This window comes from Paenibacillus sp. FSL E2-0178 (genome assembly GCF_038593005.1).
Classification (GTDB): domain Bacteria; phylum Bacillota; class Bacilli; order Paenibacillales; family Paenibacillaceae; genus Paenibacillus_AQ; species Paenibacillus_AQ phytohabitans.
The window spans coordinates 7,408,309-7,425,523 of record NZ_CP151953.1 but is presented as its reverse complement, the minus strand read 5'-3'; the positions used below and the strand labels follow the sequence as shown (position 1 = coordinate 7,425,523).

15 protein-coding genes are annotated in these 17,215 nt (G+C 54.6%); 4 read left to right on the top strand and 11 right to left on the bottom strand.

The features are described 5' to 3' along the window. Nucleotides 1-9: 9 nt before the first annotated feature. The 5 genes from metE to MHI42_RS31795 form a co-directional block, all read right to left on the bottom strand. Nucleotides 10-2,310 (bottom strand): 5-methyltetrahydropteroyltriglutamate--homocysteine S-methyltransferase, encoded by a 2,301-nt coding sequence (gene metE, locus MHI42_RS31815; RefSeq protein WP_342421788.1) that lies wholly within the window; start codon nt 2,308-2,310, stop codon nt 10-12. 253 nt (nt 2,311-2,563) lie between these two features. Further along, on the bottom strand, nt 2,564-3,424 hold the full coding sequence (locus MHI42_RS31810; RefSeq protein ID WP_171716812.1) for an undecaprenyl-diphosphate phosphatase: 861 nt from the start codon (nt 3,422-3,424) through the stop codon (nt 2,564-2,566). A 27-nt stretch (nt 3,425-3,451) separates the two neighbouring features. Then, nucleotides 3,452-4,075 (bottom strand): DedA family protein, encoded by a 624-nt coding sequence (locus MHI42_RS31805; RefSeq protein ID WP_039295402.1) that lies wholly within the window; start codon nt 4,073-4,075, stop codon nt 3,452-3,454. A 15-nt stretch (nt 4,076-4,090) separates the two neighbouring features. After that, a complete protein-coding gene (locus tag MHI42_RS31800; protein ID WP_342421787.1) occupies nt 4,091-6,040 on the bottom strand; it encodes an ABC transporter permease in 1,950 nt (649 codons plus the stop codon). Beyond that, nucleotides 6,015-6,785, bottom strand: coding sequence for an ABC transporter ATP-binding protein (locus MHI42_RS31795; RefSeq protein WP_171716814.1), 771 nt, complete (start codon nt 6,783-6,785; stop codon nt 6,015-6,017). Before MHI42_RS31795 ends, MHI42_RS31800 begins: the two co-directional genes overlap by 26 nt. Before the next feature lie 247 nt (nt 6,786-7,032). Between MHI42_RS31795 and MHI42_RS31790 the strand changes: the two genes are divergently transcribed. The 3 genes from MHI42_RS31790 to MHI42_RS31780 all read left to right on the top strand — a co-directional run bounded on the left by MHI42_RS31790 (nt 7,033) and on the right by MHI42_RS31780 (nt 9,004). Continuing rightward, nucleotides 7,033-8,070 carry an NADH:flavin oxidoreductase/NADH oxidase gene (locus tag MHI42_RS31790; RefSeq protein WP_342421786.1) on the top strand — a complete coding sequence of 346 codons (1,038 nt, stop codon included), beginning with the start codon at nt 7,033-7,035 and terminating at the stop codon, nt 8,068-8,070. A 95-nt stretch (nt 8,071-8,165) separates the two neighbouring features. Further along, a complete protein-coding gene (locus MHI42_RS31785; RefSeq protein ID WP_171716816.1) occupies nt 8,166-8,600 on the top strand; it encodes a MarR family transcriptional regulator in 435 nt (144 codons plus the stop codon). Nucleotides 8,601-8,728: 128 nt separating this feature from the next. After that, complete coding sequence (locus tag MHI42_RS31780) at nt 8,729-9,004, top strand: PQ-loop domain-containing transporter (RefSeq protein ID WP_039295394.1); 276 nt, start codon at nt 8,729-8,731, stop codon at nt 9,002-9,004. 23 nt (nt 9,005-9,027) lie between these two features. On the opposite strand, the gene MHI42_RS31775 is transcribed toward MHI42_RS31780, so the two are convergent. Both MHI42_RS31775 and MHI42_RS31770 read right to left on the bottom strand, forming a co-directional pair. Next, nucleotides 9,028-10,002 carry a sensor histidine kinase gene (locus MHI42_RS31775; protein ID WP_342421785.1) on the bottom strand — a complete coding sequence of 325 codons (975 nt, stop codon included), beginning with the start codon at nt 10,000-10,002 and terminating at the stop codon, nt 9,028-9,030. 1 nt (nt 10,003) lies between these two features. Further along, the gene (locus MHI42_RS31770) at nt 10,004-10,702 is read right to left on the bottom strand and encodes a response regulator transcription factor (RefSeq protein WP_039295391.1); all 699 of its coding nucleotides are present in this window, start codon (nt 10,700-10,702) and stop codon (nt 10,004-10,006) included. A gap of 171 nt (nt 10,703-10,873) precedes the next feature. Between MHI42_RS31770 and MHI42_RS31765 the strand changes: the two genes are divergently transcribed. Then, the gene (locus tag MHI42_RS31765) at nt 10,874-11,608 is read left to right on the top strand and encodes a class I SAM-dependent methyltransferase (RefSeq protein WP_342421784.1); all 735 of its coding nucleotides are present in this window, start codon (nt 10,874-10,876) and stop codon (nt 11,606-11,608) included. Between the two features lie 777 nt (nt 11,609-12,385). Here the strand turns inward: MHI42_RS31765 and MHI42_RS31760 are convergent. The 4 genes from MHI42_RS31760 to MHI42_RS31745 all read right to left on the bottom strand — a co-directional run bounded on the left by MHI42_RS31760 (nt 12,386) and on the right by MHI42_RS31745 (nt 17,215). Next, a complete protein-coding gene (locus tag MHI42_RS31760; protein WP_039295387.1) occupies nt 12,386-13,183 on the bottom strand; it encodes a TIGR00266 family protein in 798 nt (265 codons plus the stop codon). Nucleotides 13,184-13,619: 436 nt separating this feature from the next. Further along, a complete protein-coding gene (locus MHI42_RS31755; RefSeq protein ID WP_342421783.1) occupies nt 13,620-14,306 on the bottom strand; it encodes a YitT family protein in 687 nt (228 codons plus the stop codon). A 315-nt stretch (nt 14,307-14,621) separates the two neighbouring features. Further along, entirely contained in the window at nt 14,622-15,122 is a 501-nt protein-coding gene (locus MHI42_RS31750) for a Crp/Fnr family transcriptional regulator (RefSeq protein ID WP_042138790.1), read from the bottom strand. A gap of 143 nt (nt 15,123-15,265) precedes the next feature. Then, nucleotides 15,266-17,215, bottom strand: a complete 1,950-nt coding sequence (locus tag MHI42_RS31745) for a fructose-specific PTS transporter subunit EIIC (protein ID WP_342421782.1) — start codon at nt 17,213-17,215, stop codon at nt 15,266-15,268.

Here is a 17,215-nt window from a genome sequence, read left to right as displayed (position 1 = left end):
CTAAAATGTTTACCGGCTGACTGCTCCGCTCTTCTCCCGTACAAGAACTGCCGCCTTCACCATATTACGCAGCGCAGCTGTGGTCTCTTCCCATCCGCGAGTCTTCAATCCGCAGTCCGGATTAATCCAGAACTGCTGCACATCCAGAGCGCGCAGCGCCCGCTCGATAGCTGAGGTCATCTCCTCTACGACCGGAACCCGCGGACTGTGGATATCGTACACTCCGAGTCCAATGCCCTTGTCATATTCCTGCTCCTCGAAGCTTACGATCAGCTCCCCGTGGCTGCGGGAGGTCTCAATCGAGATAACATCCGCGTCCATCGCCGAGATCGAACCAATCATGTCGTTGAATTCGCTGTAGCACATATGCGTATGCACCTGGGTCGTATCTTTGACATGGTTCGTCGCAATCCGGAACGATTTCACGGCCCAGTTCAGGTAATGCTCATGATCTCCCGCCTTCAGCGGCAAGCCTTCGCGGATGGCAGGTTCATCGACCTGGATCATCTCAATGCCCGCCTCCTCCAGAGCTGTCACCTCATGGCGCAGCGCAAGTGCGATCTGCCCTGCGACGGCTTCACGGCTGAGATCATCGCGGACAAAGGACCAGTTCAGGATCGTCACCGGACCCGTCAGCATCCCCTTGACCGGGAGCTTCGTCAGCGACTGGGCATACAAGCTTTCTTTGACGGTCATCGGCTGGATAAAAGCAACATCGGCATAGATAACGGGCGGCTTCACGCAGCGTGAGCCATACGATTGAACCCAGCCGCCCCCGGTGAAGAGATAACCGGCCAGCTTCTCTCCGAAGAATTCGACCATATCCGTCCGCTCGAACTCACCATGTACCAGCACATCCAGCCCTAGCTCCTCCTGAAGGGTGATGGCCTCAGCGATTTGACGCTTGATGAACCCGTCGTAACGCTCCTGGGTCCATACCCCCTTACGCCACTTCAGCCGGGCCTGGCGGACCTCAGCCGTCTGCGGGAAGCTGCCGATGGTGGTTGTAGGCAGCAGCGGCAGACGCCACTTCTCCTGCTGAACCTTCACACGCTCTGCAAAAGGAAGACTGCGGTTGTCCGGCAGCTTCGCAAGCGACTGTACCTGCTCCGCTACATCCTCACGCCCGCGTTCCGGGAGGGCACGGAATACAGCAAGCACTTCACGGGTTGCGGCCAGCTCCGCTGCATAACGTTCAGTGCCCCCGTCTGCAGCTGCAGCAATAAGAACCAGCTCCGCAAGCTTTTCATTGGCGAAGGCTAATGCATTCTTGACCGCAGATTTCAGCTTGTCTTCCCCTTCCACTGTAACCGGCACATGCAGCAGGCTCGAAGCGGGCTGAAGAATCAGCTGCTCTTGTGGCACATATTTCTGCAGTTCAGCAACCAGCTCCAGCTTGGCATCTATATCCGAACGCCAGATATTGCGTCCGTCGATAATTCCAGCAGCCAGGGTCTTATCCTGAGGCCAGCCCAGGCGGGCAATGGACTCCAGGTTTTTGCCTCCGTCATGGACGAAATCCAGGCCCAGGCCTTGCACTGGCAATTCCAGCAATGCCTCCAGCGGCTCGGCAGCTTCGAAATAGGTCTGCAGAATAACATTAAGGCCCGGTACTGAAGCGGCGATCTCCCCGTAGATAGTCTTAAGCAATGCGATGTCCTCTGCCGTTAAGCCCGTTACAATTGCCGGCTCGTCGATCTGTACCCAGGCCACGCCTTCCTGCTGCAGCTCCTGCAGCAGCTGTACGTATACCGGCAGGAAGCGGGCAGCAACTGCGGCTATTTCGGCAGCCGGGAATCCCTTCGACAGCTTGAGGAAGGTATAGAGCCCTACTATAACAGGCTTGCCTTCAATGCCTGCCCGTTCTTTGGCAAACCGGTAGGCAGCCAGCGGCTTATTCTCTGTCAGGACAGGTGTAATGCTGCCAATCTCAGGCACGATGTAATGGTAATTCGTATTGAACCATTTGGTCATCTCGCAGGCCGTAGCTCCCGCATTGCCGCGTGCCATGGCAAAGTACAGGTCGAGCGGAATCTCTCCGCCCTGATAACCGTAGCGCGCCGGTACAATTCCGAACATCGCTGCGGTATCCAGCACATGATCATAGAAGGTGAAGTCGCCCACCGGAATCAGCTCGATGCCGGCCTGCTGCTGGGTCTGCAAATGCTGGAGCTGAATTTCTTCCATCTGTGCGCGGAAATTCTGCTCATCTATTTTCCCGGCCCAGTAAGCCTCCAATGTCTTTTTCCATTCACGGTTCTTGCCGATTCTCGGATAGCCGAGGCTGCTTGTCTTAATTCCTTTGCTCATTTATGTCCGCTCCTCTTGGGTTAAGTTAGGTGCTGCATCCTTAATCTGCTGCCATCTTACTTCACATTTTCTGCGGTCCGCAACAGATTCCGGGGAGTTTGGCTATACAGATTCCTTATAACAAAAGCAAATTCCCCCACAAAGCTGGGCTATAGCTTCGGGAATCACTCTTTTACTTTCCGGGGACTCCGAACATAATAAAAGCCGCACGCTCCAATGAAGGAGGTGCGGCTGTGGCTACCGTGCAGACGGCTCAGAACCAGATCAGATAGACTACACCGGCGAGAATAATCCGGTAGATGGCGAAGGGCAGCAGCTTGATTCTGTTAATCAGCTTCAGGAAGAAGCGCATCGACAACAGCGCGAACAGGAAGGCGCTGATAAAGCCGGCGATGAAGAACGGCAGGGCATCCAGCGTGAAGTACTGCCAATTCTTCAGCAGCGAAATCAGGCTCGCTCCGGCCATAATCGGCACAGCCATAATGAAGGTGAAATCGGCAGCCGCGCGGTGGCTCATCCCCAGCAGCACGCCGCCGGAAATCGTCGAGCCGGACCGAGAGAAGCCCGGCCACAGGGAGACACATTGGATCAGTCCGACCGATAGCGCCTGCCTATATGTAATCTGGTCAACACTCTCTGTTTTGATGGTTTTGGGTGCAAACCGGTCGGCGCAGATCATAAATATGGCCCCAACGACCAGTCCGATCAGCACTGTAGAAGTGGAAAATAAATGCTCATCAATGTAATCCTCGAACAGAAAACCGAAGATTCCGGCGGGAATCAGACCTACGATTACCTGGGCTAACTTCAGACGGCCTTCGGCAGGCGCCTGCGGCTGCCCCTCTGGCACCACCGCCAGTTCCTTGCGGCTGAATTTCTTCAGCCCGAGCAGATCGATGAACCGGTTACGGAAAATGATCACTACAGCAAGGATGGAGCCTAGCTGAATAACAACCTTGAACGTGTTCGCCGTATATTTTCCCAGAAATTCCTGCGACTTAAGCCACATATCATCCACGATGATCATATGACCGGTTGAGGATACCGGAGCAAATTCAGTCAGTCCTTCTACAATTCCCAGTATGATTGCTTTGACAATGGTCAGCAGCTCCATGGTTATCCTCCTTTGATTATTGAAAAATTATCCCCGGACCTTGCCGGCATTCAGTCTTTTACGGTAATACAGGAATCCGAGCAACAATAGTCCTGCAGCAATGATGGCATATACTACACTGGAATAGGTGCCGATAATACCGGCAATATCCTCCCACGACTCCCCGAGCGCGGCCCCCAGCAGCACCAGCAGCACATTCCAGCCCAGTGTTCCGATTGTTGTAAACAGCATGAACACGCCGAATTTCATCCCGGACATCCCTGCGGGAATGGAGATCAGACTGCGTACGAGCGGAATCATCCGGCAGAAAAGCACGGTCCAGTAGCCGTATTTGTCAAACCAGGCATCCGCCTTGCGGATATCCTTCCCGCTGATCCGCAGCAGGCCGCCCCAGCGGTCTACGATCCGCTCCAGTCTGTCCACATCCAGCATCCGTCCGATCCAGTACAGAATCACTGCACCCAGCAGTGAACCGGCGGTTGAAGCGATCAGCACGCCGGGAATCGTCATGTCAGTCGTAGTGGTCATGAATCCGCCGAAGGGGAGAATGACCTCTGAGGGAATGGGCGGAAATACATTTTCCAGCGCCAGCATCAGAAAGATGCCAAAGTATCCGAACTGCTCCATAAAATCCGTAATCCATGTTTGCATATGCGGGCCTCCTGTTTAGAGCAGATTTTTCTTGAGATTTCGTAAATAACGGCTGCGGATGAAGAAGAAATAGATTCCCTGGGCTGCCAGATATCCGGCCAGCACTGCCCCTGTCTCGGCTGCAATCGACAGATAGAACAGGCGCTGCAAGGCAATGAAAGCAAAAACACTGTGCAGGATGGCCAGCAGCACCGGAACGAAGAACATCAGGGCCAGCTGCTGGGTGACGCTGCGGTCCAGCTCCTGATCGGTGAAGCCCATTTTGGACAACGCAGAGTACTGGAAACGGTCATGCTCCAGATCCATGTACAGCCGGAAATACAGGAAGCTTCCTGCTGCGATGAAGAAAACGGTCCCCACCAGGAGGGAAGCAAACAGCATCGTACTGTACAGTGTCCGCTGAATCTCAAACAGTGTTCCGCTGACCACGACAGCGTAATTTGCCTTATGCTCATAGGCGACCTTGCCGCCGTCCGCAAGCCTTGAAGCAATGCCTACCGTCCGGGGGAAATCCTCCATGTAAAAGCCGTAGTATATATCCTGCTGGACCGGAGCTATAGAGTTATAGAGACTGTCGCTGACCACCAGGCCGCTGAAATCTCCTCCGCCCCGCCCGTCCAGCTCCGGCAGCAGATATTCGGCAACCGGCACATGCTGTGTGTAGCCAATTTCCCGGATATCTGTTCCCTGCTCCAGCGTATAAGTGGCTTTGACACGCTCACTGATCAGGCTGCGGTCCCGCTGGGAGCCGATCATCACCAGACCGTCGTGGCCTTCCAGCGGAGGTTCAGAGGAATCGAAGCCGGCATATTGGAGAGCCAGCCTGTAGTCACTGTAAGCCATGAGCGGTAACCGTTCAGTATGGTCCGGTCCGCTCTGCGCGGCCACATCGGCATATTTCACCGGGATCGACAAGGTATCATACGTTAGTCCCAACTGCTTCAGCTCCGACTCGATGCCGTCCAAATCCTGCACTGCCGTGGAACTGGCCGCTCCGCCTTTGGCGACGTAGCCTACGGCTGCGGGATAATCCAGCTTCAGCTCCCGTGACAGGGTATGGATCGACGCGAAAACACCCACCGAAGTGAAGGATACCGCCGAGACAATGGTCACCATGAAGAACATCCGCCCGTTATCTTTCCAGCGGTACGATAAACCCGAGAAGGTGATAATCCGCATCCGCTGCCAATAGAAGTGCCGGAATCTTCTCAGCTGTTCCACCACGTATAGACTCAGCTGTGTATAGAACAAGTAGGTACCCACAACCGTGATAGCCACTACCGGGAACATCATCACCTCCACCGTGGTGGCTGTAGTCAGCACTGCCAGCACATAACCGCCCAGCAGCAGCAGTGCGGAGAGCAGCGCCTGCCAGCGGTGAACGTGCGGCTCCGCATCTCCTCTGCGTCCGCCCTGGAACATTCCCCGCGGCGACTCATTGCCGATAAAAAAGAAGGTGCACAGTGAGATCAGTACGAACAGCAGCATAAAGCTGATAATAGTCAGCACAGGTGCCTGCCAGCTTAGATGGAAATCCAGCGGGGGAATGCCGAGAAAGGCGGAGCCGATCATCAGGAACAGCTTGCCGAGCAGCATCCCGAGCAGTGTGCCGGTGAGGATGGCCGAGCCGCCGATCAGCATATTTTCCAGAAACACCATCTTGTTGAGCTGCTGCTTGGTCATGCCATGCATCAGCAGGATACCGAACTCCAGCTTGCGGGACTGCAGGAAGGAGCCGACGGATACCAGGACAAACAGCGAGCAGAAAACATAGATGATTCCTTCCGCCATCATCATTGTCTTAGCCGCAGTATCCAGGATGAGAGCTCCTGAAATAACAGGATGAAAGATAAACAACGCGCACAGGAAGAAAATCATCACCGAAAAGGCACTGCTGACGAAGTAGGCGGCATACTTGCGCTTGCTCCGGGTTACATTCCTATAGGCGAATTGCCGAAAGGTCATGGCCGGCTCCTCCCAGCAGTGACAGCATGTCGATGATATTCTGGAAGAAGGCGGCTCTGCTGCTGCCCCGGTACATCTCGCTGTAGAAGCGGCCGTCTTTAATAAAAATCACCCGGTGGCAAAAGCTCGCTGCCACCGCGTCATGCGTAACCATCAGCACTGTCGCTCCCTCGGCTTCGTTCACTTCAGCCAGCAGCCCCATCACTTCTTCCGACGCCTTGGAATCCAGGCTGCCGGTGGGTTCATCCGCCAGAATCAGCGAAGGGCGGTGAATCATCGCCCGGGCAATCGCTACGCGCTGCATCTGGCCGCCGGAGATTTCATAGGTGCGTTTGTGCAGCAGCCCGGCAATGTCCAGCCTGGAGGCCACTTCGGCCAGCCGCTTTTCCATTTCCGCAACGGAACTCCCGCTTAGCGTCAGCGGTAACACTACATTCTCTTCTACCGTGAGCGTGTCCAGCAAGTTGAAATGCTGGAATACAAACCCCAGCTCCTTGCGACGGAACAGCGCCTTCTCTTTACGGCCCAGCAGGTTAGGGTCCCGGCCGCTAATCATTACCTGGCCTGAGGTGGGTTCATCAATCGTCGCGATGACATTGAGCAGCGTGGTTTTGCCGCTGCCGGACGGGCCCATAATTCCGACGAATTCCCCTTTCTCTACGGCGAACCGGATATGGTTCAGCGCGTGAATGGATACCTTGCCTTCATATATTTTGGATAAATTGTGTACGTCTAATAGGGGCAAGGGCTACCGCTCCTCTTTCACCTGGATTGCTTACATTATACAAACTGTAAACTAATGCTGCTATTTCTGAAACTTACAGCTACCTTACAGTATTGTAAGCACAGTTGTAGTTGACAGTTGACAGTGCAGAGATAAGGCCTTATATTTAAATGCATGAGCATGCATGTATTTTTGTAGAGAGCCGATTTGTTACCTAATCCCCCTGCCGCATGCCAATTCCAAGTTAAACGAAGGAGCGCGACGAATAATGAAGGATCTGTTCACCCCCTATGAGATTAAGAGCCTGAAGCTGAAGAACCGGGTAGTTATGCCGCCCATGTGCCAGTATTCGGTCACCAATAAAGATGGAATCGCTACAGATTGGCATTATAACCATTATGTGAGCCGTGCAGTCGGCGGTGCCGGACTGATTATTGTAGAGATGGCTGATGTTGAACCGGATGGCCGTATCACCGACTATGATCTGGGACTCTGGTCCGATGAACAGATCCCTGCTCTGGCTCGTATCGTAGAGGCAAGTCATGCCCACGGCGCCAAAGTAGGTATTCAGGTTGCCCATGCCGGACGCAAGGCTGAGGATGCCGTGCTTCCTGTCTCCTCTTCCGCTATTCCTTTTGACGATAAGTCCACTACTCCGCATGCCTTGACTACGGAAGAGGTGAAAGCTATGGTAGGCAAATTCAAGCTGGGTGTGCAGCGGGCTGTCCAGGCCGGTTTTGATGTCATTGAGCTGCATGGTGCCCACGGCTATCTGATTCACCAGTTCCACTCACCGCTGACCAACCAGAGAACGGATGAGTACGGACAGGACCGGACGCTGTTCGGCCGGGAAGTGATTGCTGCCGCGAAGAGCGTAATGCCTGAGGGCATGCCGCTGATCATGCGCATTTCCGCGCAGGAATACGTTGAGGGCGGCTACGGGCTCACCGAGAGCCTGGAAATCAGCAGAGCTTATAAGGAAGCCGGAGCGGATATCTTCCACATCAGTGCAGGCGGTGAAGGCCCGATAGCTGCAGCCGGCAGACCGGGCACCCACGCTGCCTATCAGGTGCCGCTGGCCAGAGCTATCAAGCAGGAGCTGAATGTGCCGGTGATTGCCGTCGGCCGGCTGGATGAAGCGGTACTCGCCAATGCGGTCATCGGCAATGAAGAGGCTGATCTCGTAGCGGTTGGACGGGGTATGCTGAGAAATCCTTACTGGACGCTGGACGCTGGTGTAGTGCTCGGCAAAGATGCTGGCGTTCCCAAGCAGTATGAGTTAGGGTTTCCCCGCGCCGCCAAATAATTGAGTATACCCTGCGGTGTCCTTCTCTTCTTCCAGATGATATACTAAAGTGAAATTTATATTCATGAATGGCATGCACCGGGAGGATTGAAGACATGAAGAACACCCCTGCAAATGACCTGATAACCAGCTGGTTGTCACTCTCTCATATACAAATGAATGTTGCCGCTGCACTTGAAGCAAAGCTGGTGGAGAACTATCAGTTATCGCTCAAGGAGTTCTACGTACTGCTGTTTCTGTCCGAGGCACCCGAGAAGAAGCTGAAGCTCCAGCAGCTTGAGTCCATGGTCGGGCTGAGCCAGAGCGCCGTATCCCGGCTGGTCAGCCGGTTCGAAGCCAAAGGCTGCGGCGCACTGGAGCGCAAGGTCTGTGATGATGACCGCAGAAGCATCTATACCTCTTTGACTGACATCGGTCAGAATAAGGTCGACCGGGCGCAGGTGACCGTAAATGAAGTGCTGCAGGAAGCCTTTCCTGTAGCCGATATACAGCAGCTGCTGGAACAGCTTGTGCAGCTGAAACAGCAATAGACCCGGGCAGAGCGCCTGCCGGGTGAACCCGCCGTCCCTTACAGGGGCGGCGGGTTTTTGATATGCACCGAACCTGATACGCCCATTGAGCATACAACGTACTAAACGAAGAATAGCGGGGTGTACGCATGCTGTTCACGGTTATGCAGCTGATTGGCGGTATCATTCTCTCTGTGGGCTGGATTCCACAAATTCTGCAAATCATCAAGACCCGGTCTGTCGCAGACCTTAGCCTGAAGTCCTACCTGCTGATGCTGCTGGGCATCGCTCTTATGGAAGCCTATGCGGTTAACCTGGCCGCTCAGGGTGTCGGACTCGCTTTTCTGATTACCAATACCCTGTCGCTGGCGGTCGTATCAACGGTCGTCCTCCTGATTATCCGCTACCGGGCCGGCAGCAGATAGAGCCGAACTGCCTCCCGCTTGTCTCAAAATATAATCCGCACTGCCGTCCCCTTGCCCACCTCCGAGGTAATCTCTACCTCATGCTCCAGCTTGCCGCAGATCTGCTTCACCAGATACAGCCCCATGCCGGTGGATTCCTGAAAGCTGCGCCCGTTGACGCCGGTAAAATAAGGATCGAATACACGCGGCAGGTCACCCGGAGGGATGCCCACGCCTTCATCGCGCACCTCCAGCACAGCCCTGCCCTGCTCCTCTAAATACCCGTGGAAATGCACAAACTTCCCCTCCTCCACTGTATAGCGCAGGGCATTGGTTATCAGCTGGGTTATGACGAAGGACAGCCATTTCTCGTCCGAGGTAATCGAAATCCCGCTCTCCACAGAAATCACCGGAAACACCCGCTTACGGATGAACAGCCGTTTCTGTTCCGAGGTCACGCTCCGCACCACGGCCGAGAGCTCCAGCCGCTCGACATAGAAATCATGCTCAAAGGTATCCAGCCGGGCGGTGTAGAGCACCGTTTCCAGACCTTTCTTCAGCCGGTCCAGCTCATCGCCGATGGCCGTGAACGGAGGCCCGTCTTTATCCTGTATCATCAGATGAATCACCGAAAGCGGCGTCTTCATGCCATGCACCCACTGGTTGATGAAGTGAATATGCTCCTCCAGCTTGTGGCGGTAGTTGTGCAGGTCGTTCTGGTACAGCCGGAACTGCTGGGTCAGCAGCATACGCAGACTCCCGGCCAAAGGCGTGTTCTGCGCCGGCCCGCCGGATTCCTCGAGCGATGCCGGCACCGTCATAAGCCGCTCATAGAATGTACGGTTTGCGAGATACCGGTAGGCAAGATAACCCAGCAGCAGAATTGTACTGAGCAGCGCCGCGTACAGGCTTACCGTGACTCCGCTTCCCCCGTCCAGCCGGTAGACAAGCGTAATTATCATAAGCTGCGCCAGATAGACGATGATCAAAGGCGATTGTTCCCGTATGAACAGCTTCATGTTACCCCTCCTCCCAATTTCCGGTGAGCCTGTACCCTTGACCGCGCACCGTCTGCAGTCCCTCCATAATATCCAGCGCAGCCAGCTTCTTGCGTACCCGGGTTACATAGACGTTCAGCGTGTTGTCATCCACAAAAGCTTCGGTATCCCAAATCTTCTCCAGCAGCCGGTCACGTGTAACGAGGGTACCGGATTTCTGCATCAGCTCATCGAGAATCTTGGCCTCGGTGTGGCTAAGGTCGATTCTGGCCCCGCCCCGCGTCAGGATCAGGCGTTCTACGTCCAGCATCAGTCCTGAAACGGTGAGGCTGCGTTCCGTGCCGCCCCCGGCGTAGGAGCCGTAAGCGCGGCGCAGGTGACTTTTGATTTTGGCCATCGCAATCTCGTAATCAAAAGGTTTCGTGATATAATCATCCGCGCCATTCTCCAGCGCCATGACCTGATCCATCTTCCCGTCGCGTGCGGAGATGAACAGAATGGGACAGGTCGAGACCGCACGGATCTGGCGGCACCAATAATATCCGTCGAATTTGGGCAGGTTCACATCCAGCAGTACCAGCTGCGGGGCGAACGCCTCGAACTCAGTCCGTACCGCTTCAAAATCATGCACCGCCCGTGTTTCGTATCCAAACTTATGTAAGTAGTCCTGGAGCAGGGTTACTAGTCCCTTGTCATCCTCAATGATAAATATTTTGAACATCATAGCCCTCCGGTTGCCGCCTTAAGTAGTCTAAGGGGTTTGCCCCATAATATATACAGTACCTGCGTTCCAGTCAAATCTGCGGTATACTTTCCGGGAAGCGGTGAATGCCAGTGCAATTCCTGTTTCTAAAAAAGAACGGGCTTAACGACCGTTACGGAGGTACACCGTATGAAGCAAAACAAATATGATGAAGCCAGCTTTTTTGAAGTTTACAGCCGGATGCCGCGCTCCACAGGCGGACTTGAGTCCGCCGGAGAATGGGGGACTTTCCGCACGCTACTGCCTGACCTGCAGGGTCAGCGGGTACTGGATCTGGGCTGCGGCTTCGGCTGGCACTGCCGGTATGCCCGTGAGCAAGGGGCCGTATCTGTAGTGGGCATCGATCTTTCCGCGAATATGCTGGAGCGGGCCAGGGCGATGACCCGCGATCCGAAGATTGAATACCTTCAGCTGGCACTTGAAGATGCCGCTTTCGGTGCGGATGAATTCGATACGGTCATCAGTTCACTTGCCATTCACTATGTAGAGGATTTCGCCAGCCTCTGCCGCCAGGTCTACTATTGCCTGAAGCCTGGCGGAGCCTTCGTGTTCTCGGTCGAGCATCCCATCTTCACCGCGCTCGCCGCGCAGGATTGGCATTACAGCCCTGAAGGCGGGAAGCAGCATTGGCCTGTTGACAATTATCATTTCGAAGGACCGAGGCAGGCTAGTTTCCTCGAACATGAAGTTACGAAGTACCACCGTAATGTTGCTACCTACATTAATACGCTGATCGGTTCCGGCTTCACCCTGACCCGGATCTCCGAGCTGCAGCCGACTGCAGCTATGCTGGAGAACAATGCTGCCTGGCAGGAGGAAACCCGGCGTCCGATGTTCCTGCTGCTGTCTGCGGTGAAGAATTAGCCGGTATAGCGTTTGAGAAACAAAGTTGCTCCGAGGGCGCGGATGGCTGGAGCTTCGAGAGCGAGGGGCTGATGGAGCCTCGAGGGCGCGGCTGGGTGGGGCTTCGAGGGCGCGGCTGGGTGGAGCTCCGAAGGCGAGGCCCGGGGGAGCTTCGTGGGCGAGGCCCGGGGGAGCTTCGTGGGCGAGGCCCGGGGGAGCTTCGCGGGCGCGGCTGGGCGGAGCCTCGCGGGCGCGGCTGGGTGGAGCTTCGCGGGCGCGGCTGGGTGGGGCTTCGAGGGCGAGGCTGGGCGGAGCCTCGAGGGTGAGGCGGAGCTCAGTATGCGCGCATTTGCTCTAGCAGAGGCCGGTGGGTTCTTCATAACTCACTCATCAGCTTGTTGAGGACTGAGTTTCCGTTATTTGTGCAAAACGGGTGATTTCACAGGGCAAGCGGACTCAGATTCCGTTATGGTTCCGGTTATTGCTCCTTTTGAGCTGAAATCAACAGGATAACGGAATCTCAGTCCGTTTCAGCCGCAAAAGAAGGCCTTTCCGGGAAATAGGGGCCTCTCAGTCCGCTTCCCTCCGCAGACCAAACAGCCGCCTCCCGGGAATCCGGCGAGGCGGCTGTTGCACTTACCAGGGAATCCCGTGAAGATGCGGCTGCATTCCGGGGAATCCGGCGAAGCTGCTGCTGCGTTCCGGGGGAATCCGCCTCGCAGGGTTCCGCGGAACCCTGCGAGGCGGCAAATTGTTACGGTTGAATTTGGATTGCCGGCTAATTCATCGCCGCTCCATTTACTTGCCGTCCAGCAGATTGCCCAATCCGCCGAGGATGCTGCCCTCTTCCTTGCGCCCGGAAGGTCCGGCGGCCGACAGAATACGGTCAGCCATCCGGCTGAACGGCAGCGACTGCACCCACACCTTGCCCGGTCCGCGCAGGGTGGCGAAGAACAGTCCTTCGCCGCCGAAGAGCGCAGTCTTCACACCTTTGACCATCTCGATATTATAATCGACAGAGGATGTCATGGCGACGAGACAGCCTGTGTCGAGCTTGATGGTCTCTCCAGGCTGCAGCGTCCGCTCCAGCACATGACCTCCGGAGTGAACGAAGGAGAGTCCGTCTCCTTCGAGCTTTTGCATGATGAAGCCTTCACCGCCGAAGAAGCCCGCCCCCAGCCTGCGCTGGAATTCAATGCCGATCGACACGCCTTTGGCTGCGCAGAGGAAGGAATCCTTCTGGCAGATGATTTTGCCGCCGTACTGCTGAAGATCCAGCGGAATAATCTTGCCCGGGTACGGGGCGGCAAAGGTTACGCTCTTGCGTCCATATGCCCCGCTGTGCGTGAAGACGGTCATGAACAGGCTTTCCCCGGTCAGCAGCCGTTTGCCTGCTCCCTTCAGCATGCCCATCAGTCCGCCGCCGCCCCGCGAGTTGCCGCTGCCGTCACCAAAGATCGTCTCCATCGTAATCTCCGGGTCCATCATCATGAAGCTGCCCGCTTCGGCAATCACGCTCTCCCCCGGGTCGAGCTGCACCTCCACACACTGAATTTCCTCACCCATAATCGCATAGTCAATTTCGTGAGCACTCATTCCCTTACATCCGCCCTCTACATTCTGAGCATAGTGTAACCTCGGGCCTTGCAGTTTGAATGAAATATATACGCGCGCTCACACCTCACGGTTTCAGTATCCAGGAACACCCGGGAGGTGAATGTGCGACCTGTTGCGCAGACGAATATGTACATATTTTACCGAAAACAAATTAACAGAAGATAATATGCCAAAATGTTGCAGATATTACAACTTCGATTCACTTATGCCGGGGTGTGCGGACGAATTGTTGTAGGAAATACAAGAATCCTCTCGGTAATCGGCTTGGAGGGGGCAGAATGCTGCATTTCATACAACAATTTCCGGTTACGGTCGATATAACGGGCGGAATGTTGTATTCTGTGCAGGATTTCTCAAAAAAAAAGACCAGCTGGACTTAAGTCCGCTGACCTTTCATCATCCCCGTATACGGGGTTCACATTGCATTGTTCACATTCACCGCGCCATCCTGAGTCTTGGCTAGTGGAGATGGAATCTTCGGAGCCTTGACCAGCTTCGGTCTGCCCAGAGACGTTGTAAAAGTAATCACATATCCGGCCACAACAACAGCCATCACTGTGTACAGGGTCTCTCTTAACGGCATATAGAAGAGGGACAATGCCAGAACAATTACATCCATCAGGATAAATACGGTTCCTACCTTAATTCCTTTCCATTCACTGATCAGCAGCGACAGTATATCGTCCCCGCCGCTCGCCCCGCCGCCCCGCAGGACCATACCTGCTCCTAGACCTGTCAGTACACCTGACAACAATGCCGCAAGCGGCAAGTTATCCTGCAGATCAATAACCCATCCGGAATAGCGTTCCATCAGTCCGTAGAATACCGTGAAGGCAGCTACAGAGATGAAGGTGTTCACCACGAACGATTTTCCTTTGAATATGATTGCGATTAAGAGTACTGGAATGTCTAAAATCAGGATCGATAGTGATGGTGAAATCCCTAGCACATATTTGCCGAGCAGCGACAGCCCTACGAACCCGCCCTCAGTCAAATGGTTCTGATAATTGATGTGATAATACGTAAATGCAAGCAATAGTGTTCCGGACAAAATAACGGCTAATCGGAGCGGCATACTCATGCCACTGTCTTGTTTCCTCATACTCGGTCTCCCCTTATCGTAAATGGCGGCTAGACGTCCCACCAGCCTCTACGAGGGGTTAAACCGGAGGTGTTGCTCCTTCGCATACAATAACTCCTTCCCTCATAGAGGCGGTTTCGTCAATTAACAACGGTACGCGCACATTCTACAGGGAAGCTAAGTATAAGACAGATCATAACGTTTCCAAATCGTCCTTTGGGGAATCGTCCTTCGGGGACACATGGTATCCTGATCCTTTCTTTAGTTTGATATGTTCTGAATAGATTATACCACGCGGAAGGGGCAGTCTAAACAGTTTCCATTAAAAATAAGCAATCAGCCCTGATTCCGCAGCAAACGGTTGACAGTTTCCCGGCGTACACCTATTAATTGCCCGATCTCTTCCTGTGTCAGCAGGTCTGTCAGCTGTGCGCCATGAGAGTATTCGTTCAGCCAGCGGGTCAGCAGCGCCATGCGTTCCCCGGGCGTTCCGACTGTAAGATGGTCGAGCCGGGTCTGCATGAACCGAACCTTCTCCTGGAGCAGAAGCGCGATCTCCATCACCTTCTCAGGGTCCTCCCGCAGCTCCCGGTACCATTCCGCAGCGGGAATGAGCTCGACCTCACTTTTCATCATCGCCACCGCTGTTCCATGCGCCTCCTTCGGCGAAATGAGGGAATGATGGGGAACTGTCTCACCCGGATACAGCAGGTTGAACAGCACCATGTTCCCGTTCTCATGCAGTCTTGTCACCTTGAACAGTCCGCTTTTCACCCGGTACAGGTTCTGGCCGCCGTCACCCTGACGGAACAAGACTTCCCCTTTGTGCAGAATCATTTCGCATTCTCCTTTGCCTTCTCTTTATATATATTTTTAATTATACCGAAATACGACAATAAAATGGAGCGTGCAAACAAAGAAACCGTATGAATGCAGAATGTTGCTCTGCTTCCATACGGTTCAGGACAGGAATGATTACGTTACTTCAATGCGAGCGGCTTCTTCCAGAGACCCAGCATCAGCCCGGAAATGACGGAGCCGATCAGGACGGCCAGCAGGAACAGCAGCGCGTTACTGGATAAGAAGGCTACGAACACGCCTCCATGCGGCGCAGGAACATTGATATTCCACAGCTGGGTCAGTCCGCCGGCTAAGGCTGAACCCACGATACAGGAAGTGAGCACACGCAGCGGATCGGCTGCAGCGAAGGGAATCGCCCCTTCCGTTATGAATGACAAGCCGAGCACGTAGTTGGTCAAACCGGACTTGCGTTCGGTATCCGAGAATTTATTCTTGAAGAACGTAGTGGCCAGCGCGATTGCCAGCGGAGGCACCATCCCTCCGGCCATAACAGCAGCCATCATCAACCCGTTCGTGTTTCCGCTTGAAGTGAATACGCCAATAGCGAAAGTGTATGCTGCTTTATTGAATGGACCGCCCATATCGATGGCCATCATACCCCCAAGCACCAATCCCAGCAGTACTTTGTTGCCTGTACCCAGATGGTTAAGCGCATCAATCATACCTTCATTGATCCAGCTGAACACCGGATTGAACAGATAGAACATAACTGCCCCGGTAATAAGCAAGCTGAATACCGGATACAGGAGAATCGGTTTCAGACCGTCAAGGGTACGCGGCAGGCCAGAGAAGGCTTTGCGGAGCATAACAACCACATAACCGGCCAGGAAACCGGCAGCCAGGCCGCCGAGGAAACCAGCATTGGCATTCAGGGCCATGATCCCGCCGACCATACCAGGCATCAGTGCCGGACGGTCGCCGATGCTAAGTGCGATAAATCCGGCCAGGATTGGAATCAGGAAGTGGAACGCCCCGTCTCCGCCGCCGATCGTCTGCAGCAGCTTCACCAGCGGATTATCGACACTGGCTACCTGTTCAATCAGGAAGGAGATCGCCAGCAGAATCCCGCCGCCCACTACGAACGGCAGCATGTGGGAGATGCCATTCATCAGGTCTTTATAAATCTTGCTTCCGATTGTACCGGACTTCGCCGATGCGGCACCATCCTCATTACGGCCGGAGCTGCGGTAGATTGGCGCATTGCCTTGGACCGCGATGCGGATTAATTCCTCTGACTTGCGGATTCCATCGCTTACGGGACGCTGAAGTACAGGCTTGCCGTTGAAGCGGTCCATCTCCACGTTCTTGTCCGCAGCGATAATAACTCCGCTTGCCCGGGCAATCTCATCCGCAGTCAGCACATTCTGCGCACCTTCAGAACCGTTCGTCTCTACACGGATGTTAACTCCCATCTCTTTGGCTTTCTTCTTCAGGGCATCTTCAGCCATGTAGGTATGGGCAATTCCCGTAGGACATGCTGTCACAGCCACAACAAAGCTCTGCAAATCCGGGTTCCCGGTGATCATCCGTGCAGGTTCAGCCTGCGGCGCCGCTGTCTTCCGGGCTTCTTGCTCCGCAGCTGCCTTAGCTTCCGCTTCCGCCTGAGCTTCGGCCTCAGCTTGCTTGGCATCGAACAAGCGCGTTACTTCAGCAGGAGTCTTGGCACTCATGAGCTGTTCGATGAATTCGCTTTCAATGAGCAGCCTTGATAACGCAGCTAGTGTGCGCAGGTGCATATTTCCAGCTCCGTCCGGCGCAGCGATCATGAAGAACAAATGAGCCGGTGCTTCATCCAGGGAAGCAAAATCGAGTCCGGCGCTGCTCTTGGCAAACACAACCGTCGCTTCCTTCACAGCTTTGGTCTTGGCATGAGGCATGGCGATGCCTCCGCCGATTCCGGTGCTGGACTGGGCTTCACGGTCCAGTATCTTTTCTTTGAACAGCTTCACGTCATTAATGCGTCCGCTGGCCGCGAGGCTGGCAATCAGTTCGTCGATCGCCGCTTCCTTCGTTGTAGCCTGCAGCTCCATAATCATAGTTTCCTGTATCATCAAATCTGTAATTTTCAT